The sequence below is a fragment of the Thiothrix sp. genome, from assembly GCF_028714775.1.
Lineage (GTDB): Bacteria > Pseudomonadota > Gammaproteobacteria > Thiotrichales > Thiotrichaceae > Thiothrix.
Window position 1 is genome coordinate 74,052 of record NZ_JAQTLS010000015.1, and the last position, 19,927, is coordinate 93,978.

Below are 19,927 nucleotides of genomic sequence, written 5' to 3' on the forward strand. Positions count from 1 at the left end.
CGCTAATACGGGTGGTAGGTGGTGATCGGGTCAAGCACGGTGGGGATGCCGTCCAGCTTGTGTTCGGTTTTGGGGAAGTCGAGGGTGTAATGCAACCCCCGGCTTTCCTTGCGCAGTAACGCCGAACGGATGATCAGCCGCGCCACCAGCGCCAGATTACGCAATTCAAGCAAATCGCTGGTGACACGGAAGTTGGCATAATATTCGTCGATTTCACGTAGCAGCAATTCAATGCGGTTGCGGGCGCGTTGCAGGCGCTTAGTGGTGCGTACAATACCCACGTAGTCCCACATGAAACGGCGGATTTCATCCCAGTTATGAGTAATCACTACGCGCTCATCCGAATCCGTGACGCGGCTTTCATCCCAAGCGGGGATCGGCAAATGCAACACGGGTTCGCCGAGGCGGTTGATGATGTCTTGCGCGGTGGCTTTTCCGTAAACGATACATTCCAGCAGCGAATTGCTCGCCATGCGGTTTGCGCCGTGTAGCCCGGTGTAAGATGCTTCGCCGATGCAATACAGTGCGTCCACGTCGGTACGCCCATCCCGGTCAACCATTACCCCGCCGCAGGTGTAATGCGCCGCAGGCACGACGGGTACGGGCTGCTTGCTCATGTCATAGCCAAACTTTTCGCAGGTGGCGTACACATTGGGGAAGTGACTGAGGATGAAATCCTTAGGCTTATGGCTGATGTCGAGGTAGACGCAATCCAGCCCCAGCCGTTTCATTTCGTGGTCAATCGCCCGTGCCACGATGTCACGGGGGGCGAGTTCAGCGCGAGGGTCGAAACGCGGCATGAAGCGGGTTCCATCCGGCAGCAACAAACGCCCACCTTCTCCGCGCACCGCCTCGGTGATCAAGCTGGATTTGGCGTGCGGGTGGTACAGGCAGGTGGGGTGGAATTGCATGAATTCCATGTTCGCCACCCGGCAGCCTGCCCGCCATGCCATCGCAATGCCGTCACCGCTTGCACCATCCGGGTTGCTGGTATACAGGTAAACCTTGCTTGCCCCGCCAGTCGCCAACGTGGTGAAGCGGGCTTGCACGGTGACGATATGCTTGGTTTTGCGGTTGTAAACGTAAGCGCCAATGCAGCGGTTGCTGCGATGCCCCAGTTTACGGCTGGTAATTAGGTCGATGGCAATGTGGTGTTCCAGCACGGTAATGTTGGCGCGTTGCAGGATTTGCCCAACGAGGGTGTTTTCAATCGCCGCGCCACTGGCATCAGCGGCGTGGGCAATGCGGCGGTGGCTGTGCCCGCCTTCGCGGGTCAGGTGCAAACGGCTTTGGTCGTGTTCGTCGCGGGTGAAAGGCACTCCGGCTTCCAACAGCCATGCGATAGACTTCGCGCCGTTCTCTGCGGTGAAACGCACGGTTTCCTCATCGCATAAGCCCGCCCCGGCATTGAGGGTGTCTTCCACATGCGAATCCACGCTGTCCGTGGCATCCAGCACCGCCGACATACCGCCTTGGGCATAAACGGTGCTGCCTTCGGTGATGACATCTTTGCTTAAAATGGCGATCTTGCAAGTCTCTGGCAGACTGAGCGCCAGTGTCAATCCGGCAGCGCCGCTACCGATAATCAGTACGTCGTACACCGTTAACCTCCTGAAATGTGGGGTAGATGCATGGGTTTCGCTATTGTTGGTGTTGACAGGCAGGCTGTAGGATATAATCTTTGCGGAAAACAACCAAGGAGTACAGCCCTGATGGGCGAAAAGCCTACTGATCTCGAACTGGTGCAGCGTATCCAGTCGGGGGATAAAAAATCATTTGATGTTTTGGTACTAAAATATCAGCACAAGGTCATAAACCTAGTGCTGCGCTATGTGCATGACCACGACACTGCCCAAGACGTGGCGCAGGAAGCGTTCATCAAAGCCTATCGCGGCTTGAAAAACTTTCGCGGCGAGAGTGCTTTTTACACATGGCTTTACCGCATTGCGATTAACACGGCGAAAAATTATCTGGTGTCACAGAGCCGTCGTTTACCTGATACCGATATTGATGCAAATGAAGCGGAACAATTTAGTGGTGAGTCAGCTCTAAAGGAATACGCAACGCCTGAGCATGAAATTTTGACGGCGGAAATCCAGACAGTAGTCAATCAGGCGATTGAGAGTTTGCCTGAGGATTTACGCACCGCGATCATGCTGCGGGAACTGGAAGGTATGAGTTACGAAGAAATAGCCGTGACAATGGAGTGTCCGATAGGTACTGTGCGCTCGCGGATTTTCCGTGCGCGTGAGTCGATTGATAAGGTCTTGAGGCCACTGCTGAGTTAAACCCCGAGAGTAGTGTCTCAGGTGCAGGTGAAATGAAATGAATACAAGCAAAACAGAGTTCTTGTCGGCCTTACTGGACGATGAGGCAGGTGAATTCGAGCAACGCCGGTTGCTGGATGAGCTGAACAAAGATGACGAATTAGGACAAACCTTGTCACGTTACGCGCTGATTGGCGAAGCTATGCGTGCCGGTAATAGTGGGCAACGCATGGGGCGTGGGAGTGCATCCCTGCTCAGCCGCATCCAAGAAGAGCTGGACGATGAGCCTGCGTACACGCAGTCAGCGCCAGTAGCCGCGCCACGTAAAGCTGTTTATTCCTACCGCACATTAGGTATTGGGATGGCTGCGGCAGTCGCTGCGATTGCGGTGGGTGGTTTGTTGTTCATGCAACAGCCTAACAGCAACGGGCAACAACAAGCTGCTACGGCTGTGTCAGCGCCTATCCAGACGGCTGCTGCCTTACCCGCTACGGAAGTGGACGCACGTATCCAACAGCTTGGGCGTGTTGACCCAGAAACCCGTGACATCCTGAAGCAATACGTTGCGCAGCATGTGAAATACGCCTCTTCAACCGCTATTGCCCCGTCAATCCGAGCAGTTTCTTATGCCAATGAACGTTAAACATTCTGTTTCAGTCGCTGTACTTATGGGCTTGCTGGCATGGTCAGCGCCCAGTGTGGCTGATGAGGCGATGGATTTACTGGCGAAAATGCGCAGTGCCGTGCATACGCTCAGTTACACAGGTACGCTGGTTTATGCGCAAGGTAACGAGCTTACCACCTACCAGATCAGCCACACGCAAGCAGGTGGGGCGGAAAAGGAAAGTGTAACCCGTTTGGATCAAGGTGGTGCAGGTGCACCCGGTGCGGCGGAAAGTTTCTCGCTGGCGAAATTCCAGCAAGTCCAGCCGCAAATGGAACAGGTTTACTCACTGGATTTCGGTGGTGATGAGTTCGTCGCCAACCGTGCGTGCCGGATTGTAGTGGCACGCCCGCGTGACCGGATGCGTTATTTGCAACGTTACTGCATTGACCCCTCCAATGGCATGTTGCTGAAATATTCGCTGGTTGACCGTAACCACGAATCGGTTGAGCAGTTGATGTTCACCGCATTGGATATTTCCCAAGGTGCGCCGCAGCCTGAAATGCTTAACAAAGCCAGCGTCGCGCCAGCACCTGTTGTAGCTGATATGGCTCCTATACCAGAGGTTACGGATGATGCAGGCTGGTCGTTTGCGTCATTGCCTGCCGGTTTCCAACAAACCAAACGTTTGATGCAGGAAGGCAGCAATGGGCGAGCGCCCGTGCGCCAGCTTATCTTGTCGGATGGCATGACTTCCGTCTCGGTCTTTATCGCCCAACAGGATGATCCGGGGGCGTTGGAAAGTGTGGAATTGTCCGCTGGGGCAATGAATATTTTCACGGCTGAAGTCGATAAGCACAAAGTGACGCTGGTCGGGGAAGTGCCTGTGGCGACCCTGAGAAGCATCAGTGAAGGACTGCATCATGCCCGCTAATCGGGACGATGCAATGATTAAGTTTGAGTCAAGCTCCCCCCGCTACAATAGTAGTGAAATACTAAAAGGGGGCAGTAACATGATTGAACAATCCGCTAAAGTCGTCAGCGTCGAACCCGGCTACGCATGGGTGATACCGCAACAAAAGGCGAGTGGCTGTACGGGCTGTGCATCAGGGGCTTCCTCCTGTTCTTCATCTTCACCCTTCGATTTTATGCGTGCGAAAGAGCCGCAAAAGATGCGCGTGCTGAACCCGTTGTATGCCCGCCCCGGTGAGCAAGTCATTGTGGGTATGCAAGGCGAAGCGTTGGTTATTTATTCCGTGTTGGCGTACTTGATGCCGTTGCTGGGCTTGATTGTGTCCGCCATCGTGGGTAATTCCATCTTCGCCATGTTGGGTCTGGATGCTGAATTAGGTGCAATCATGGCAGGAGCTGCTGGGCTATTGGGTGGCTTGCGTTTCGCCAATGTATTCAGTTCCCGTTCCCTGCATTCGCCAACTTTCCAGCCAGTGATCTTGCGTGGCAGGGAACAGCAAATTTACGCCCATATCCTTCCATCTGCTTGATTGCCTGTGACTTCTCCCGCATAGTTGCCGCCTATATTCTGGTCTTCTGGAGAAGTGTTTGATGTTGAAACGCCTACTGCAAGCCCTCGTGCTTGCGGGTGCTTGCCTATCCGTTGGCAGTCTTTTTGCGCGTGATTTGCCGCAATTCAGCGCCTTGGTGAAGAAAAACAGCCCTGCCGTCGTCAATATCAGTACCAAACAAACAGTTTCGCCCCAAAAAGACCTGCCCGAAGAACTCAGGACACCAGAAAACGAAGCATTATTCGACGAAATGATGAAGCGTTACTTCGACAATGACGGTAACGGCACAAGCCCGTTCGATTTCAATAGCGATGCACGCGGCTCCGGTTTTGTATTTTCCTCAGATGGTTATATTGTCACCGACTACCATGTGATTGATGGCGCGGATGAGGTAAGGGTCAAACTGAGCGACGGGCGCGAGCTGCCCGCTACTATTGTCGGCAGCGATGAGCGCACGGATATTGCCTTGCTGAAAGTCGCGGCGAGGGGCTTGCCGGTGCTGAAAATGGGCAATTCGCAGAAGTTGGAAGTGGGCGAATGGGTGCTGGCAATCGGTTCCCCATTCGGTTTCGACCACAGTGCTACGGCAGGGATTGTTAGTGCTAAAGGTCGCAGCCTCCCTACTGAAAATTACGTCCCCTTTATCCAAACCGATGTGGCGATTAACCCCGGTAATTCCGGTGGCCCGTTGTTCAATCTGGCAGGGGAAGTGGTTGGCATCAACTCGCAGATTTACAGCCGTTCCGGTGGTTTCATGGGGGTGTCATTCGCTATTCCCATTGATGTTGCGCTGGATGTCGTCAAGCAGTTGAAAAACAAGGGCAGTGTTTCGCGCGGTTGGATCGGGGTTTACGTTCAAGAATTGGATGCCAAACTGGCGCAGTCTTTCAATTTGTCCACGTCAGAGGGGGCGTTAGTGGCGCAAGTCATGCCGAATGGCCCGGCAGTGGGTGTGTTGCAGCCCGGTGACATCATTATGGCATTTGATGGCAAGCCCATTCCTGATGCCGCGTCATTACCGCCGTTGGTTGCCAGTACCGTGTTGGGCAAACTCGTGAGCGTGAATATCCGGCGCGGTGGGCAAGACCAAACTGTCGAAATGGTGATTGCAGCCTTGCCTAAGGACGCGGCACTTACCGGGAAGGGCGATGCCGATGCAAGAGAGTGAAGCAAAAAACCATCTGACCGTGTATCATCGCGTGGGCTGTCATCTCTGTGATGAGATGGTGGCACTTTTGGCTGAATTTCAGGATGAACTGGATTTTGGCTTCGTGCTGGTAGACATTGATGCAGATGCGGACTTAAAAGCGCGTTTCAATGCCGATGTACCAGTGGTTGCATGGGGAGAGCGGATTTTATTCTGGCATTTCTTCGACGAAGCGATTTTGAGGCAAGCATTACAGCATGGGTGAGGCGAACAAGAACATCCGCAACTTTTCAATCATTGCGCATATCGACCACGGCAAATCTACGTTGTCCGACCGTTTTATCCAATATTGCGGGGGGTTGGAAGCGCGTGAAATGGAAGCTCAAGTACTGGATTCCATGGACTTGGAACGTGAGCGCGGCATCACCATCAAGGCGCAAAGCGTCTCCTTGGATTACAAATCCCGTAATGGCGAAATTTATCACCTGAACTTTATCGACACGCCGGGGCACGTGGACTTTTCCTATGAAGTGTCGCGTTCTTTGGCGGCATGTGACGGCGCGTTGCTGGTCGTCGATGCCTCGCAAGGGGTGGAAGCGCAAAGCGTTGCCAACTGCTACACCGCGATCGACCTGAATTTGGAAGTCGTGCCGGTACTCAACAAGATTGACCTGCCTGCTGCCGACCCTGACCGCGTGTGCCAAGAAATTGAAGACATTATCGGCATTGATGCCACCGATGCGGTGCGTGTCAGTGCTAAAAGCGGCATTGGTATTGAAGACCTGTTGGAACAATTGGTGGAACGCATTCCGCCACCCAAAGGCGACCCCGATGCTCCGCTGAAAGCCTTGATCGTTGACTCGTGGTTCGATAACTACCTTGGCGTGGTGGTGTTGGTGCGGGTCATTGACGGTGAAATCCGCAAGAAAATGAAAATCCGCTTCATGTCCACCGGGCGTGATTTCCAAGTTGAGCGCGTCGGCGTTTATACCCCGAAAATGAAAGATTTGGATGTGTTGCGCTCGGGTGAAGTCGGTTTCATGATTTCCGGCATCAAGGACATCACCGCCGCGAAAGTCGGTGACACCATCACTGATGCGCAAAAGCCTGCCGAAGTTGCACTTGCCGGTTTTAAGGAAATCCAGCCGCGCGTTTTTGCCGGTTTGTTTCCGATTGAATCCGACCAATACGAAAACTTGCGGGATGCGCTTTCCAAGCTGAAATTGAACGATTCCGCTTTGTTCTATGAACCAGAAACGTCGCAAGCTTTGGGCTTTGGTTTCCGCTGCGGTTTCTTGGGCATGTTGCACATGGAAATCGTGCAGGAACGGCTGGAACGTGAATACAACCTCGACCTGATTTCCACCGCGCCCACGGTTATTTACGAAGTGGTGCTGACGAATGGTGAGAAAACCTTCATTCATAGCCCCTCAGAACTACCGCCTATCAATAAATTGGCGGAAATCCGTGAACCTATCATTCGCGGTACTATCCTTGTTCCACAGGAATACCTTGGCAACGTCATTACGCTGTGTATTGAAAAGCGCGGCGTGCAAAAGAACATGCAATACATGGGCAACCAAGTGTCGCTGACTTTTGAATTGCCTTTGGCGGAAGTGGTGATGGACTTTTTCGACCGCTTGAAATCGTGCAGCCGGGGTTATGCTTCCTTCGACTATGCGATGGATCGGTTTGAACCAGCTCCGATGGTTAGGGTCGATGTATTGGTGAATGGCGAAAAAGTGGATGCCTTGGCATTGATGATCCACCGTGATTTTGCCCAGTCACGCGGTCGCCAATTGGTCGAAAAGATGAAAGACCTGATCCCGCGCCAAATGTACGAAGTGGCGATTCAGGCCGCGATTGGCAGCAACATTATTGCCCGCAGTACGGTCAAAGCCATGCGTAAAGACGTATTGGCGAAGTGCTACGGCGGTGACGTAAGCCGCAAACGCAAGTTGCTGGAAAAGCAGAAAGAAGGCAAAAAGCGCATGAAACAGGTCGGCAGCGTGGAAATTCCACAGGAAGCTTTCCTCGCTGTGCTCAAAGTTAGCGATAAATAAAACAGGTTTAAGGATTAGGATATGGATTTTGATCTGGAGTTTTGGTTAGTTTCAGCAACCGCACTAACAGGTGTTGTTTGGTTGTTGTTCTGGCTGTTCAGTGGTCATCAGCAGGATGAAAATGAGCCAGTATTGGTGGAATACGCCCGTTCGTTTTTCCCGGTATTACTGGCGGTGCTGGTGTTGCGCTCGTTTGTCGCTGAGCCTTTCCGTATCCCTTCCGGCTCCATGTTGCCTACCTTGGAAATCGGTGATTTCATTTTGGTGAACAAGTTTGCTTACGGGCTGCGTTTGCCGGTTTTGCATACCAAAATCCTTGAGCTTGGCAAGCCCACACGCGGCGATGTGGTGGTGTTCCGTTACCCAGAAAACCCTAAGGTCGATTACATCAAGCGCTTGATTGGCGTGCCCGGTGATGTGGTGGAGTGGAATAACAAAAGCTTGAAAGTCAATGGTGTGGAGCTGCATCGTGATCTCGTTGGTGACTATGTGGCGTTAGACCAGAATAATGGTAGCCATCCCACCACCCGACTAATGGAAGATTTGCTGGGTGTGAAACATGATATTCTGGTTGTGCCGAGGTCGCCGGGGCCGCAAGGTTCCATTACCGTACCACCCGGCGAATATTTCATGATGGGTGATAACCGCGACATGAGTAATGACAGCCGTTATTGGGGCTTAGTCCCCGAAGCCAATGTGGTGGGTAAAGCCACGTATGTGTGGATGCACCTCAGTTTTGGCGGTGATGGCTTTAAGTTTTCGCGGATCGGTAACTCGATAGATTAATCCGTAGGGGGGGGCGATGTCCCCCTCCCTACAATCCCACCAATCATAACAATAAAGGTGAAAAGTAATGCGTAAACAAGCAGGTGCAACGTTTTTTTCATGGATGGCGACGGCAGGCATCGTGGCATTTATCTTTGTCAGTGCTGTTAAGCTGCTGCCTTTGTACATGGAATTTTATGCAGTACGTTCGTTGGCGAATGAGATTGCCAATGACGCAAGTTTGATGACCGCGAGCAAGCAGCAGATTAAAAGCAAGGTTGAGGACTACATGAACATCAACGGCCTGTACACGCTGTCATCGGATGCTTTTTCACTGGAACAGGTGCAAGGCAAGAAAAATGTGCGGGCACTTGTAGTAAACTACGAAGCACGCAAGCATTGGCTGGCAAATATTGATTTTCTGACAACATTCCACTATTCGGTGGAACTTGGCAAGGCGGGAGATACTTGAGCAAACTAAAAACGCTACTTGGTAGCGAACTGATGGCGACGGAGACGTTTACCCGCGCCATCACCCACCGCAGTGCGGATGGCAAACACAACGAGCGTATGGAGTTTCTTGGTGATAGCGTGCTTGGGCTAATTATCACCACGGAGCTTTACAAGAAGATTCCCCGCGCCAGCGAAGGGTACTTGAGCCGTTTACGTGCATCCCTTGTGAATGAAAACGCATTGGCTGGTATTTCAGCAGAGTTCGCTTTGGGCGATTTCTTGCGGCTAGGGCCGGGGGAACTCAAAAGCGGTGGTTTCCGCCGTAAATCCATTCTGGCGGATGCGCTGGAAGCCTTGATCGGCTGCATTTACCTAGAACAAGGGTTGGAAGCTGCTTACACCTTCGTCTTGACGGTTTTTGGCGAGCGCTTGAAAAACCTGCCTTCCGAAGATGACCTCAAAGACCCCAAAAGCCGCTTGCAGGAATTCCTCCAGTCACGCGGGCATGATTTGCCGGAATACAACCTGATTGATGTGCAAGGCGAAGCACACCGCCAGATGTTTACGGCGGAATGCATTGTCCCAAAACTCAATATCCGCACCCAAGGTACTTCCGGTAGCCGCCGCAAGGCCGAGCAGGAAGCCGCAGGGCTTGCATTCCAACAGGTAACTATCAAATGACCCAACGCTGCGGTTATGTCGCCATTGTCGGGCGACCCAATGTCGGCAAATCTACCCTCATGAACCACCTGATTGGGTTCAAGGTTTCAGCCATTGCCAATAAGCCGCAAACCACGCGGCACAGCATCCGGGGCATCCTCACCGAAGACGATTACCAGATGATTTTCGTCGATACCCCCGGCATCCACCATGCCTCCAAAAGCCTGCTCAACAAGACCATCAACCTCGAAGCGGTTGCCGCGTTGGAAGGCGTGGATGCGGTAGTGATGCTGGTTGAAGCGCTGCGTTGGACGGATGAAGACGATCTGGTGCTGAAACGCCTTGCGCACCTGACTTGCCCGGTGTTTCTGGTTGCCAACAAAGTCGATAAGGTGGAAAAAAAGGAAAGGTTGTTCGGTTGGCTCCCGGAAGTGTTGAGCAAATACCCGTTCAAGGAAATTTTCCCGCTCTCCGCCACCAAAGGCACGAACACCGCGCAACTCAAGGCCGCGCTTGCCAAACTCATGCCGGAACAGGATTGGGTGTACGCCGAAGATGACGTGACCGACCAATCCACGCGCTTCATTTGCGGCGAACTGATCCGCGAGCAACTGATGACCTATTTGCATCAGGAAATGCCGTATTCCACCGCCGTTGAGATCGAAACCTTCCACGAAAAGCCCAATATCACCGACATTAACGCCGTCATCTGGGTCAGTCGCGAAAACCAAAAAGGCATCGTGATCGGCAACAAGGGCGATACCCTCAAACGCATCGGCAGTTCGGCACGGATTTCGCTGGAAGCCTTCCTAGAGCGCAAAGTGATGCTGAAATTGTGGGTGCGGGTCGAAGAAAACTGGGAAAACAGCCCCCGGCATTTGCAGAGCCTTGGCATCAGCAACTAGCGAACTGCCTTCCCGTTTTTGTAGGAGCTTGCCCCGCAAGCGATCGCCAGCATGGCTGGCTCCTACAATGGCGGTATCACCGACGGGTCAATCTTTGAGGCGACGGTTTGCAGGACATCCAGCAACCACGCGCCAAACGTATAGCCACCACCGATCTTGAACAGCAGTTTAATCAAAACCAGCACCAAAATAATCGGCATGAAAACCGCCAACGGCGCAATCACAGCCAGATAGCCGCCTGCAAAAATGAATTTGGGGAAGTCGAATTTGTGCTGATCCTTGCGCCAGTCCTTGGTCAACTCCGTGAGTTTTTGCCGTGGAACCCATAACAACACCGACAACGAAGCAATGATCATGTGCAGAACGGTGGGAACCAATGTGTACAGGAACATAAAGTACAGCCACCAATAATCGGGGTGCAGCGCATCCACCCGAATGCCATCAAACAACAACTGCAAATCGAATACTGATGCACCACAACCACCGCCGAGTTGTGCCACCCAGTTTGTTGCAGCAATCCCCACTGTCACCGTCAGCGTAATCAGGAGCAGGAACCCCAGCGCCAGCACCCCATCCAATAATGCCCAGACAAACGCAGTCCAACCGCCATGCACCTTATCCGCAATTGCGTACAACAGGCTGCGCGTCACCCCCAGCGACAACCAGTCCCACACCACATTCAACAACGGCAACAGCGCATAAAACAACAACAACATCAAACTGTCTGTTGTTACTCCCGGCTGCTGGACAAGCCAATACACCACCCCCGCCCCTGCTAACAGGTAAAATGGCACAAACCCTGCCCAGAACCAGCCTGCCGTTCCTTTATGCCGCATGATTTTGTATAATTTCTCCATCAACCAAGCGCCAGCGCCAGCGCCAGCGAAAGCGCCAGCGAAAGCGACAGCGCCAGCGCCAGCGCCAGCGACAGCGAAAGCGAAAAGATAAGCCCACTCCCTCCAACCACTGCGAGTGATGCCTTTATAATAAAGCCAAAACGTAACTGCCATCCATATCAGCACTGACCAACGTTGCCACCACGCATCCAGTGCGGGCATCACGGTCATTCCGCCGATTTGCCCGCCTTGCCCAGTGAATGCCCAAAACACCAGTAAAGATAGGATGGGATAGACGAGTGCCACACGGACGCTGAAGTCGAAGGCTGGCTCGGTGAAGGTTTTGACACCGAAAGCATGGGGGTAGTGTATGTCTTCTAGGCGTGACGGCTTTAGCGCGGCTTGGTCTTTGAACCAGTGGATGGCGGTGTAGTCGAGCAGGCGTTTGAGGTTGCGGCGGTAATAGTCGGCAAGCCCACCATTGATGTAGCTGAGCCAACGGTTGCGGCCTTCGCCCGGATTCAACAATGTCCAGAACACAAACAGCGCCCAGAAAAACCACAAAGCGCCCAGTGGTTTGAGCATGTCAGGGAGTAAGTTGGTGAGGGGGTCTAATGCGCCAATTGGATCCATAAATTTCGACTGCCGCTGCGGTTGCCCGAATATACCACACTATCCCTGTGTTTAACGGACGTTTTCTTTCGGGGCTTTCTTGACCTGTACCCTACACCCTCAGTCGGATAAGCGTTACACTCTGCATCTTTTCAGGATTCCCCAATCGGAGTGTTTCAATGCAGGAAGATTTACTCGCGTATGTACCCACCCCCGAGGCGCTGCAAGGCCGCGTGATTCTGGTCACAGGTGCTGCGGCAGGTTTGGGCAAAGCCATTGCGAAAGCCTGTGCGCAATACGGCGCGACCGTGGTGATGCTGGACAAGGAAATGCGCCGCACGGAAGGGACTTACGATGAAATCGTCAACGCAGGCTACCCAGAACCGGCGATTTACCCGCTGGACATGCAAGGCGCGACCGCCAAAGATTACGACGACCTCGCCAATAACATCCGCGAACAACTGGGGCGCTTGGATGGCGTGATGCTGAACGCCGCATGGTTGGCCTCTTTCACCCCGATCAAGTATTACGATACGGAAATCTGGGCGAAAATGATCATGGTGAACCTGCAAGCCAATTTCCTGCTGACCAAAGCCTGCCTGCCATTGCTGGAAGAGGCCGCTGACCCTTCTATCGTGTTTGCCAGCCATAATTCCACCAAAGCGTTTTACGGCGCATTCGGTGTGGCGAAAGCGGGCATGGAGGCATTTTGCACGATCCTGTCGCAAGAATACGATGAGGCGCAGAACTTCATGCGCGTCAATACCGTGGATACTGGCGCGGTACGTACTAGCCTGCGGGTTTTGAATTTCCCCGGCGAAACCCCGTACAGCATTGCCCGCCCGGAAGCGGTGGTTGGCCCTTACCTGTACTTTTTGGGTGCGGATGCGGGCAAACGTACTGGCGAACACCTCAAGTTCCCCGACCAACCTGCGGATGCGCGTTGGGCAGGGGAGGCGGCAGAAGCCTAATGCAGCGCGATGCTATCTACGCCTTGCCGCAAGGTCAGGTGGTGGATTTTGCGTTTAACGAAGCGGTCGCGGACGTGTTCCCTGACATGATCCGCCGCTCCGTACCCGGCTATGAAACCATCATCGGGCTGCTGGGCATCATCGCCAAACGTTACGCACAACCTGGCACACGCATTTACGACCTCGGCTGTTCGCTGGGCGCGGCTACCTTGTCGATGGCTTCGCAAGTGCGGGAAGCGGGGGTAAGTTTCGTGTGCGTGGACAATTCCGCTGCGATGACCAGCCGTTGCGGGCAAATCCTGCAACGCCACTTGCCTGCCGGACAATTCCAAGTAATCTGCGACGACATCCAAGCCGTCACGCTGGAAAACGCTTCGGTGGTGGTGCTGAATTTCACCCTGCAATTCCTCAATCCCGCCGAACGCTTGGCGATGTTACGTAACATCTATGCAGGCTTGCGCCCCGGCGGGGTGTTGGTGTTGTCGGAAAAGCTCCAGTTTGCCGACCCCGCCGGGCAGGATTTGCTGACGGATTTGCACTTGGAATTCAAGCGTGCCAACGGTTACAGCGAACTCGAAATCAGCCAGAAACGTTCCGCGCTGGATAATGTGCTGATCCCCGACACCACCGCGCAGCATGTGGAACGCTTACAGGCGGCGGGGTTTGGGCAAGTGCTGCAATGGTTCCAAGGCTTCAATTTTGCCTCGATGCTGGCGGTGAAATCGTGAGTGAATCCCTTTACGCTTTTTTGGCGAATTCCCGCCTCGCAGCGTGGCTAGATACTTTACCCGCGCAATTGCAATCCGCTGCCCAAGAAAATACCCACGGCAAACAAGCGGAATGGCAAGCGGCACTGGATGCTTTGCCGGACATCCAGCCTTCCAGTACCGATTTCAACAGCAGCGCAGTACGCATTGGCGCGGCGACGGATGCAGATGAAAACGCCTGCGCCCAATTGACTGCTTCCCTGCAAGCCCTGATCCCGTGGCGCAAAGGCCCTTACGAACTGTTCGGCGTGCAGGTTGATACCGAATGGCGTTCGGATTGGAAGTGGGAACGGGTATTTCCACACCTGACTTCCTTGCAAGACCGGATTGTGCTGGACGTTGGTTGCGGCAGTGGCTATCACCTGTGGCGCATGTTGGGGGCAGGGGCGCAAGCCGTGGTCGGAATTGACCCCACTTTGCTATTTCTCACACAATTCAATCTGGTAAAGCGTTACGCTGGCGAACAGCCGGTATGGATGTTGCCGCTGAAAAGTGAAGACTTGCCGGACTTGCGCCAGAAGGGTTTCGACACCATCTTCTCAATGGGGGTGTTGTACCATCGGCGTGACCCCTTAGGGCATTTGCAGGAATTGCGTCGTGCCTTGCGGGCGGGCGGTGAATTGGTGCTGGAAACCTTGGTGGTGGAAGGCGACGAACACACCGCGCTGATGCCGCATGACCGTTACGCCAAAATGCGCAATGTGTGGTTTATCCCATCTGTGCCGATGCTGGAATTGTGGTTGAAACGGCTGGGCTTCACCCATGTCCGGGTGGTGGATATAACGACAACAAGTGTGGAAGAACAACGTTGTACGGCGTGGAGTAAAGGTGAATCTTTAGCTGATTTCCTTGACCCGGCGGACAATAGCCGTACTATTGAAGGTTATCCCGCCCCATTACGGGCTACTTTGATCGCCAATACCCCGGCGTCATAAAATTGAGTGAAGTGAGGATCGTGAATACGCTATTGCAAAAACCAGGGTTTATCTTGGCGCTTGGTGAAGCCAGCCAGTTACAGCAACACCTTACCCAGCGCATGGGGCAGGCGTACCAGCGCTTCCGCCAAAGCTGGAACAACTTGCTGCGTGACCCTTACCTGCGTGATGGCGGCTCTTACCGCTACCGGCGCTATTCCGTTTTTCATTGGCAAAACAAGCGCCTGACGGTGCTTCCTCATGAGCCGCATTACCAAAGTAGCCATTACAACCATGTACACGGCGGGTTTAACCGCAATTTCCGCGCATGGCTGCCGACCACCTTGAATAACCCGGCATTGCTTGAAATCGTGCGCTGGGCAACCGGGCTGTTTTCCCATAATCCAGCGGAATTGTGGCGCATCCAATCACACCAGTTCCGCATCGTTGCCCGCCCCGACCAATTGGGCAAACCGACCCCGGAAGGCGTGCATAAAGATGGTGCGGAATACATCCTGATCATGATGATGGATCGGCACAATGTGAAAGGCGGGGTAAGCCGCATTTACGACAATGACATGCGCCCACTCGGGGAAGGGACGTTGGAACAGGCGGGCGACATCGTGCTGGTGAATGACCGTGCTGTCTACCACGGGGTGACGGAAATCAGCCCGCAAGACCCAACACAGCCCGCATGGCGGGATGTGCTGGTACTGACATTCCATAAGCAGTAACGGGCTGTCCTGCTGAACGTCAGGGTTTGCTGGGTGGGGTAGGCAACAGCAGTTTGAAACCCGTCGGGATCACGTCCGGTGAGGCAAGCTTGTCGCGGTTGGCTTCGTAAATCTGGCGGTACATTTCGGTACTGCCGTACAACTGTGTTGCGACCATCGACAGGGATGCACCTTCATTCACGGTGAAATAGGTCAGGGTTTGCCCGTCCGGTGTTTTTTCCGTACTCACTTCCCCATATGATTTTGCTGCCGGAGATGGCGTGTCCGCTGCTGGCTTTTCGGCAGGTTTCCCTTGCTCTTCCGCTGGTTTGCTGTCCGCCGCTTGGTTGTCCGTGGGTGCAGCAACCGGAGCAGCAGGTGCGGTGGTAGTGACAGTTTCCCCTTTCATCAAGCCTTGCGCCGCTTGGAATACCGCATCAGGGCTTTCGGGGGCAGCAGGGGCAGGTGTTGGGACTGTCATCAAGTCTTTGGCTGCCTGGAAAACCGCATCCGGCTTATCTTCGGCGTGCAGGGCGGGGCTTAGCCCAACGGCAAAGCCAAATGCCAGCAAGAGTGTGCGGCGGATATTCATGGTTGCCCCCCCACATTACGTGGCGCGTTGCCCGCACGGCGGATGAAAATGTTCAGTGATTTGCGTAAACGTTCAATGGCGGCTCCCAGTTCTTGGGTTTTGTCATAGGCAGGGACATCCACTGGCGTATCGGTTTCACCTTGGCTTAAACGTTCCACTGCGTCGGTCAGTTGATCCAGCGGGCGGGAAATCTGCCGGGACAGCCAGAATGCCATCGCGCTTGCCAGTACCAACACCAATGCCCCAATGCCGAGGAAACGCCACAGGGTTGCCCTTACCGGCGCAAATACAGTATGGCTGTCGGCGATGCTGACCAGTGTCCCCACATTCATCTTGCCGTTATCCAGCTTGATGGGCAGGGTTGAGATGAAATTGTTATCTTGCTCAAATGACACGGGCGTGGCGCTGTCTGACAAACGTCCGGTCAGTTCCGGGTAGTCTTTGAACAGTGTGTGGCCTGTGTTCAAGTCGATGGGCGCACCCCATGTTTTGTCAGCTTCGGGGTGGTAGTAATAGTAGCCCTCAGGGGAAATGAACAGCAGCTTCTCACCTTCGCTTTGGGCATTCGCAACCAGATCAATGACTTTCTTGCCCAGTGTGTTGAAGATGATCATTCCTTGCAGTTGCTTTTCCTTACTGAACAGCGGTGTACCGTAACGGATAGTCGGGCGCGGTGGGAGTTCTGCTTTGTCTTTCAGATGCTTAAGGTCGAATTGTGAAATGAATAGCCCGCCTTCTGGCAGTTTCAGGGTGCTGTAAATGGGGTAACGGCTGATTTTATTTTCCAGCCGGTCATCCGGGATGATGTCTGCTTTGTTGCCATCGTACTGGATGTCAATCAGTTCCATCCCCGTGCTGTCCAGCAAACGCACTTGGTCGTAAATACCTCGGTTCTGGGAAAATTTCTGGAAGCTGCTGCGTAGGTTGCCCAGCATTAACTGGCGGGTGGCATCGTCGCCCTTGAGTTTGGACGTGAGGTACAAGCCCACATCATTGGAATCCCGCAGGTAGAACAAGTCGCCTTGCACCCCTTGGAAAAACATCTGGATTTGTTCATTGAGCAGCGCCAGCTTGGCTTCATGGTTGGATATGCTGTGCTTGCGCAAGGTGTCGACAGAGGATTGGAGGGCATATCCCCCCATCAGGAACAGGGGTAATAGGCTGGTTAGCAGCAAGGCTAACAACACCCGTGTGCGGATTTTATGGATGCGTATTTGCATGGTGGTCTACTCCTTTAGACATGATGGATGCTGTAATCACTCGCAGCTTATTGGATCAATGTTTGTGCCTGCTGCTGGAATGCTTGCCGTTCTGCCTCAGTTTCAAATTCTGGCAGTAACAGTGCCAGCAGTTGGGGCAATTGCTGGTTGGTGGGGGAATAACGCTGCTGCCAATGGCTGAGGGCATCGCTGAAAACCCAACGCGCGGCAGGCCCTAGATGGTGGATGAGCAGTTTCTGCAAAGCATCCAGTCGAGGTTGAAGATTGGGGTCAGGGGCAGTGGGAATAGGAGACGTGGGCGGTGGCGGTGGGGGAACGGGGATGGCAGGGGCTGGTTCGGGAGCGGGAGGCGTAGCAGTTTCAGGCTCCCGGCTGCTCAACAGTTTATTAGCGGCGGATTTAACCCCCATGTGGATCAAGGGCAAGTTGATGCGCTGGTCAGTCAGTAATAGCACGATATGGCTGGATTGGAGCCAATAGGCCACGAACATGCCGTCCCCCAGCACCAGATAAAGCTCATCGTAGCTTTTACCGACAGCTTCCGCCGCAAGGAATATGTGTTCGATTTGCTGCAAGACCGGCAGTAATACATTCTCCTGCGTCGCAGGGAAGGTAGATTGCACGATGGTTTGTTGGTGGTAGGTACAAGCTTCGTGGACGCCTTTAAGGTGGCGGATACTGGCTAATGCATTGTCCATAGTTTTTTCCTTCGTGGAAATAAGTTCCCTTCCTGGGGCTATATTGCTGTTATTGCAGCACGGTCATGATTTGTTCGCTGATGCCTGCGATGGGTACGCGGGGCTTGATGGTTACACCCAATGTTTGCTCTTTTTCTGCCAGCAACAGCAAATTGTCGTCTTGTGGGCTTTTGAGGATAGCTTGATGAATGTAGCCGACACCCGCCGCATCCCCAATGCTGGGTAACATGCCGGAAAAGAAGGCGATCAGTTCGTCCATGCCTTCGTCGCCCGCACTGGAGTGCAATACGTCACCCATTGGGTCGGTCAGGGTCACGCCCGTGACACCGGGAATGGCGAGGATACGTTCCAATGTGGCAGTGGTTGGGGTTTTGGTTTCCATTCCAAGTTCCTCAGGCATTATTTTTTGATACTTAACGAAGATAGGGTATCCACTCAGGTTGTGGGGCAGGGATGATGATTTTTGTTGATCTATCTCAATGTTTTCTTATTAGGCGGGTGTGCAAGGGGATAAAAAAAGGATGCCCCGATTTACGGGGCATCTGTGTCGGTCGGCGCGGACGGGTTTAACCCGGCCCCTCGAAATATTTCCACGGGTAACGTTCATCATCCTTGACCGTACTCCAGAACAGTTTGCCGGAATCACGCCAAGGGTCGAGCAAGATACCGCTGCTGAACGGCTTGCCTTTGGCAGTGACAATCAGGGTGCTGTGTTCACGCCATGCATTGCCTTTGTAGGCGACACCCCAGTAAAGATCAAAGGTTTGCAGGTTTTTGGAACGCATCCGCGCCCGCATTGCCCGCGCCCAATCCACACACAAGCCCGCTTTACGCTGGTTGGCATTGCGCAGGGTATTGTGGAACAGCGGAGGCCACGTCAAGCCCCAGTCATTTGCCAGATACATTGGGTAAACGAAGGCGTCATGGGCAACATCGTGTGCTTCCCGTGGGCTGATCGTCGCGGGGTCAAGCGAAATCAGCGCGGCCTCCAGTTCTTGAATTTTCTGTTGCATGTCTGGGGTCATGCTCGCCAGACGCACATCGCCAGTGGGGGTGGCTTGTACGCCGTCGTACTGCACAGCGCAGCCACTGAACAGCAAGGGCAACAGCAGCAGGGGGACTGCATGTTTGGCTATCATCAATTACTTTCCTTCTTGAAGTGCATTAAATAATTTACATCAACATCTTTACCTAAACGGTAACTCTGGAACAGCGGATTGTATGTCATGCCTGCGATGTTACGCAGTTCCAGTCCGACGGAACGTGCCCATTTTTCAAGTTCCGAAGGTTTGATGAACTTGCCGTATTCGTGCGTACCTTTGGGCAGCATGTTCATCACGTATTCCGCGCCGATAATCGCCAGCAAAAATGCTTTGGGGTTGCGGTTAATGGTGGAAAAGAAAACATCCCCACCCGGTTTGACCAGCGTGGCGCAAGCGGCAATCACGGAAGCCGGGTCGGGGACATGTTCCAACATTTCCATGCAAGTCACGGCGTCGAATTGTCCGGCGGCTTCGTTTGCCATGGCTTCCGCGCTGATTTGGCGGTATTCGACCTCGACTTGGGATTCAAGGGCGTGCATCTGGGCGACAGAAAGTGGGGTTGCGCCCATGTCGATGCCAGTCACTTGTGCGCCACGCCGTGCCATGCTTTCGGCAAGGATGCCGCCGCCACAACCGATGTCGATGACTTTTTTGCCTTGCAACTGCACACGGTCGTCAATGTAGTTCAAGCGCAAGGGGTTGATGTCGTGCAGCGGCTTGAATTCGCTGTTCGTATCCCACCAACGGTAGGCAAGCTCTTCAAACTTGCGGATTTCATTGGGGTCAACGTTGGGATGTTGTGTAGTCATCAAGCCTGTTCCTGATAAGTATAAAAACTTGTTCATTTGGTGTACTGTTAGCCAGAATTTTTCGATGAGTGTTTAGGGTACTTTATGGTAGCAAAGATAGGGCTTACGTACTATCGACCTGATATTGATGGTTTACGGGCTCTGGCTGTGCTGGCAGGGCTGTTGTTCCAAGCCCGAGTACCGGGTTTCGCAAGTGGTTTTGTTAGTGTCGACATCTTCTTTGTGATTTCAGGTTTCTTGGAGTCTGTCAAATAAACTGTGTAACAAATTTTCATAGGGCGGAGAGCGGGACGCGCTCTTCGCCGAACATGAGTAAAAAGGTCTGCAAAGCAGGCTTCCAGTGGTGGATAACCGACCACTTTTGC

At 53.5% G+C, this 19,927-nt stretch carries 23 protein-coding genes; 15 read left to right on the plus strand and 8 right to left on the minus strand.

Features of this window, described 5'->3' with window-relative positions; all coding sequences use genetic code 11:
- Positions 1-2 precede the first annotated feature (2 nt).
- The gene (gene nadB, locus PHE17_RS14365) at positions 3-1,601 is read right to left on the minus strand and encodes an L-aspartate oxidase (RefSeq protein ID WP_301016579.1); all 1,599 of its coding nucleotides are present in this window, start codon (positions 1,599-1,601) and stop codon (positions 3-5) included.
- A 111-nt stretch (positions 1,602-1,712) separates the two neighbouring features.
- Here nadB and rpoE point away from each other — a divergent pair, with 111 nt between their 5' ends.
- From rpoE to era, 11 genes are all read left to right on the plus strand, one after another.
- Complete coding sequence (rpoE, locus tag PHE17_RS14370) at positions 1,713-2,288, plus strand: RNA polymerase sigma factor RpoE (RefSeq protein ID WP_301016603.1); 576 nt, start codon at positions 1,713-1,715, stop codon at positions 2,286-2,288.
- Between the two features lie 37 nt (positions 2,289-2,325).
- A complete protein-coding gene (locus PHE17_RS14375; protein WP_301016580.1) occupies positions 2,326-2,910 on the plus strand; it encodes a sigma-E factor negative regulatory protein in 585 nt (194 codons plus the stop codon).
- A complete protein-coding gene (locus PHE17_RS14380) occupies positions 2,894-3,805 on the plus strand; it encodes a MucB/RseB C-terminal domain-containing protein (RefSeq protein WP_301016581.1) in 912 nt (303 codons plus the stop codon). The genes PHE17_RS14375 and PHE17_RS14380 overlap by 17 nt, the downstream gene beginning before the upstream one ends.
- Before the next feature lie 79 nt (positions 3,806-3,884).
- Positions 3,885-4,373, plus strand: coding sequence for a SoxR reducing system RseC family protein (locus PHE17_RS14385; RefSeq protein ID WP_301016582.1), 489 nt, complete (start codon positions 3,885-3,887; stop codon positions 4,371-4,373).
- Between the two features lie 61 nt (positions 4,374-4,434).
- Positions 4,435-5,562: a trypsin-like peptidase domain-containing protein gene (locus PHE17_RS14390; protein ID WP_301016583.1), complete on the plus strand. Its 1,128-nt coding sequence runs from the start codon at positions 4,435-4,437 to the stop codon at positions 5,560-5,562.
- Entirely contained in the window at positions 5,549-5,806 is a 258-nt protein-coding gene (locus PHE17_RS14395) for a glutaredoxin family protein (RefSeq protein WP_301016584.1), read from the plus strand. Before PHE17_RS14390 ends, PHE17_RS14395 begins: the two co-directional genes overlap by 14 nt.
- Positions 5,799-7,604 (plus strand): translation elongation factor 4, encoded by a 1,806-nt coding sequence (lepA, locus tag PHE17_RS14400; protein WP_301016585.1) that lies wholly within the window; start codon positions 5,799-5,801, stop codon positions 7,602-7,604. Before PHE17_RS14395 ends, lepA begins: the two co-directional genes overlap by 8 nt.
- A gap of 21 nt (positions 7,605-7,625) precedes the next feature.
- Positions 7,626-8,390, plus strand: a complete 765-nt coding sequence (gene lepB / locus PHE17_RS14405; protein ID WP_301016586.1) for a signal peptidase I — start codon at positions 7,626-7,628, stop codon at positions 8,388-8,390.
- A gap of 67 nt (positions 8,391-8,457) precedes the next feature.
- Positions 8,458-8,841: a DUF4845 domain-containing protein gene (locus tag PHE17_RS14410; protein ID WP_301016587.1), complete on the plus strand. Its 384-nt coding sequence runs from the start codon at positions 8,458-8,460 to the stop codon at positions 8,839-8,841.
- Entirely contained in the window at positions 8,838-9,503 is a 666-nt protein-coding gene (rnc, locus tag PHE17_RS14415; protein ID WP_301016588.1) for a ribonuclease III, read from the plus strand. The genes PHE17_RS14410 and rnc overlap by 4 nt, the downstream gene beginning before the upstream one ends.
- Positions 9,500-10,387 (plus strand): GTPase Era, encoded by an 888-nt coding sequence (gene era / locus PHE17_RS14420; RefSeq protein ID WP_301016589.1) that lies wholly within the window; start codon positions 9,500-9,502, stop codon positions 10,385-10,387. The genes rnc and era overlap by 4 nt, the downstream gene beginning before the upstream one ends.
- A gap of 62 nt (positions 10,388-10,449) precedes the next feature.
- Here the strand turns inward: era and PHE17_RS14425 are convergent, their stop codons facing one another.
- On the minus strand, positions 10,450-11,856 hold the full coding sequence (locus PHE17_RS14425) for a hypothetical protein (RefSeq protein WP_301016590.1): 1,407 nt from the start codon (positions 11,854-11,856) through the stop codon (positions 10,450-10,452).
- Positions 11,857-12,014: 158 nt separating this feature from the next.
- Here PHE17_RS14425 and PHE17_RS14430 point away from each other — a divergent pair, with 158 nt between their 5' ends.
- The 4 genes from PHE17_RS14430 to PHE17_RS14445 are packed head-to-tail and all read left to right on the plus strand — an operon-like array spanning position 12,015 to position 15,221.
- Entirely contained in the window at positions 12,015-12,806 is a 792-nt protein-coding gene (locus PHE17_RS14430; RefSeq protein ID WP_301016591.1) for an SDR family NAD(P)-dependent oxidoreductase, read from the plus strand.
- On the plus strand, positions 12,806-13,534 hold the full coding sequence (cmoA, locus tag PHE17_RS14435; protein ID WP_301016592.1) for a carboxy-S-adenosyl-L-methionine synthase CmoA: 729 nt from the start codon (positions 12,806-12,808) through the stop codon (positions 13,532-13,534). The genes PHE17_RS14430 and cmoA overlap by 1 nt, the downstream gene beginning before the upstream one ends.
- Positions 13,531-14,508, plus strand: a complete 978-nt coding sequence (gene cmoB / locus PHE17_RS14440) for a tRNA 5-methoxyuridine(34)/uridine 5-oxyacetic acid(34) synthase CmoB (RefSeq protein ID WP_301016593.1) — start codon at positions 13,531-13,533, stop codon at positions 14,506-14,508. The genes cmoA and cmoB overlap by 4 nt, the downstream gene beginning before the upstream one ends.
- A 20-nt stretch (positions 14,509-14,528) precedes the next feature.
- Entirely contained in the window at positions 14,529-15,221 is a 693-nt protein-coding gene (locus tag PHE17_RS14445) for a 2OG-Fe dioxygenase family protein (RefSeq protein ID WP_301016594.1), read from the plus strand.
- Positions 15,222-15,240: 19 nt separating this feature from the next.
- On the opposite strand, the gene PHE17_RS14450 is transcribed toward PHE17_RS14445, so the two are convergent.
- The 6 genes from PHE17_RS14450 to ubiG all read right to left on the minus strand — a co-directional run bounded on the left by PHE17_RS14450 (position 15,241) and on the right by ubiG (position 19,562).
- Entirely contained in the window at positions 15,241-15,792 is a 552-nt protein-coding gene (locus tag PHE17_RS14450) for a hypothetical protein (protein ID WP_301016595.1), read from the minus strand.
- On the minus strand, positions 15,789-17,012 hold the full coding sequence (locus tag PHE17_RS14455) for a HAMP domain-containing protein (protein WP_301016596.1): 1,224 nt from the start codon (positions 17,010-17,012) through the stop codon (positions 15,789-15,791). The genes PHE17_RS14450 and PHE17_RS14455 overlap by 4 nt, the downstream gene beginning before the upstream one ends.
- 47 nt (positions 17,013-17,059) lie before the next feature.
- On the minus strand, positions 17,060-17,710 hold the full coding sequence (locus tag PHE17_RS14460; protein ID WP_301016597.1) for a hypothetical protein: 651 nt from the start codon (positions 17,708-17,710) through the stop codon (positions 17,060-17,062).
- A gap of 49 nt (positions 17,711-17,759) precedes the next feature.
- On the minus strand, positions 17,760-18,092 hold the full coding sequence (locus PHE17_RS14465) for a hypothetical protein (RefSeq protein ID WP_301016598.1): 333 nt from the start codon (positions 18,090-18,092) through the stop codon (positions 17,760-17,762).
- A gap of 184 nt (positions 18,093-18,276) precedes the next feature.
- Positions 18,277-18,849, minus strand: a complete 573-nt coding sequence (locus tag PHE17_RS14470; RefSeq protein WP_301016599.1) for a hypothetical protein — start codon at positions 18,847-18,849, stop codon at positions 18,277-18,279.
- On the minus strand, positions 18,849-19,562 hold the full coding sequence (ubiG, locus tag PHE17_RS14475; RefSeq protein WP_301016600.1) for a bifunctional 2-polyprenyl-6-hydroxyphenol methylase/3-demethylubiquinol 3-O-methyltransferase UbiG: 714 nt from the start codon (positions 19,560-19,562) through the stop codon (positions 18,849-18,851). The genes PHE17_RS14470 and ubiG overlap by 1 nt, the downstream gene beginning before the upstream one ends.
- Positions 19,563-19,927 lie beyond the last annotated feature (365 nt).

Coding starts and splice junctions, on each gene's coding strand:
- lepA (WP_301016585.1), top strand. CDS start 5,799: ATGGGTGAGGCGAACAAGAACATCCGCAACTTTTCAATCATTGCGCAT.
- cmoA (WP_301016592.1), top strand. CDS start 12,806: ATGCAGCGCGATGCTATCTACGCCTTGCCGCAAGGTCAGGTGGTGGAT.
- rpoE (WP_301016603.1), top strand. CDS start 1,713: ATGGGCGAAAAGCCTACTGATCTCGAACTGGTGCAGCGTATCCAGTCG.
- PHE17_RS14425 (WP_301016590.1), bottom strand. CDS start 11,856: ATGGATCCAATTGGCGCATTAGACCCCCTCACCAACTTACTCCCTGAC.
- PHE17_RS14465 (WP_301016598.1), bottom strand. CDS start 18,092: ATGGAAACCAAAACCCCAACCACTGCCACATTGGAACGTATCCTCGCC.
- PHE17_RS14410 (WP_301016587.1), top strand. CDS start 8,458: ATGCGTAAACAAGCAGGTGCAACGTTTTTTTCATGGATGGCGACGGCA.
- era (WP_301016589.1), top strand. CDS start 9,500: ATGACCCAACGCTGCGGTTATGTCGCCATTGTCGGGCGACCCAATGTC.
- PHE17_RS14460 (WP_301016597.1), bottom strand. CDS start 17,710: ATGGACAATGCATTAGCCAGTATCCGCCACCTTAAAGGCGTCCACGAA.
- PHE17_RS14385 (WP_301016582.1), top strand. CDS start 3,885: ATGATTGAACAATCCGCTAAAGTCGTCAGCGTCGAACCCGGCTACGCA.
- lepB (WP_301016586.1), top strand. CDS start 7,626: ATGGATTTTGATCTGGAGTTTTGGTTAGTTTCAGCAACCGCACTAACA.
- PHE17_RS14375 (WP_301016580.1), top strand. CDS start 2,326: ATGAATACAAGCAAAACAGAGTTCTTGTCGGCCTTACTGGACGATGAG.
- PHE17_RS14455 (WP_301016596.1), bottom strand. CDS start 17,012: ATGCAAATACGCATCCATAAAATCCGCACACGGGTGTTGTTAGCCTTG.
- PHE17_RS14395 (WP_301016584.1), top strand. CDS start 5,549: ATGCAAGAGAGTGAAGCAAAAAACCATCTGACCGTGTATCATCGCGTG.
- PHE17_RS14470 (WP_301016599.1), bottom strand. CDS start 18,849: ATGATAGCCAAACATGCAGTCCCCCTGCTGCTGTTGCCCTTGCTGTTC.
- PHE17_RS14450 (WP_301016595.1), bottom strand. CDS start 15,792: ATGAATATCCGCCGCACACTCTTGCTGGCATTTGGCTTTGCCGTTGGG.
- PHE17_RS14380 (WP_301016581.1), top strand. CDS start 2,894: ATGCCAATGAACGTTAAACATTCTGTTTCAGTCGCTGTACTTATGGGC.
- PHE17_RS14430 (WP_301016591.1), top strand. CDS start 12,015: ATGCAGGAAGATTTACTCGCGTATGTACCCACCCCCGAGGCGCTGCAA.
- PHE17_RS14390 (WP_301016583.1), top strand. CDS start 4,435: ATGTTGAAACGCCTACTGCAAGCCCTCGTGCTTGCGGGTGCTTGCCTA.
- ubiG (WP_301016600.1), bottom strand. CDS start 19,562: ATGACTACACAACATCCCAACGTTGACCCCAATGAAATCCGCAAGTTT.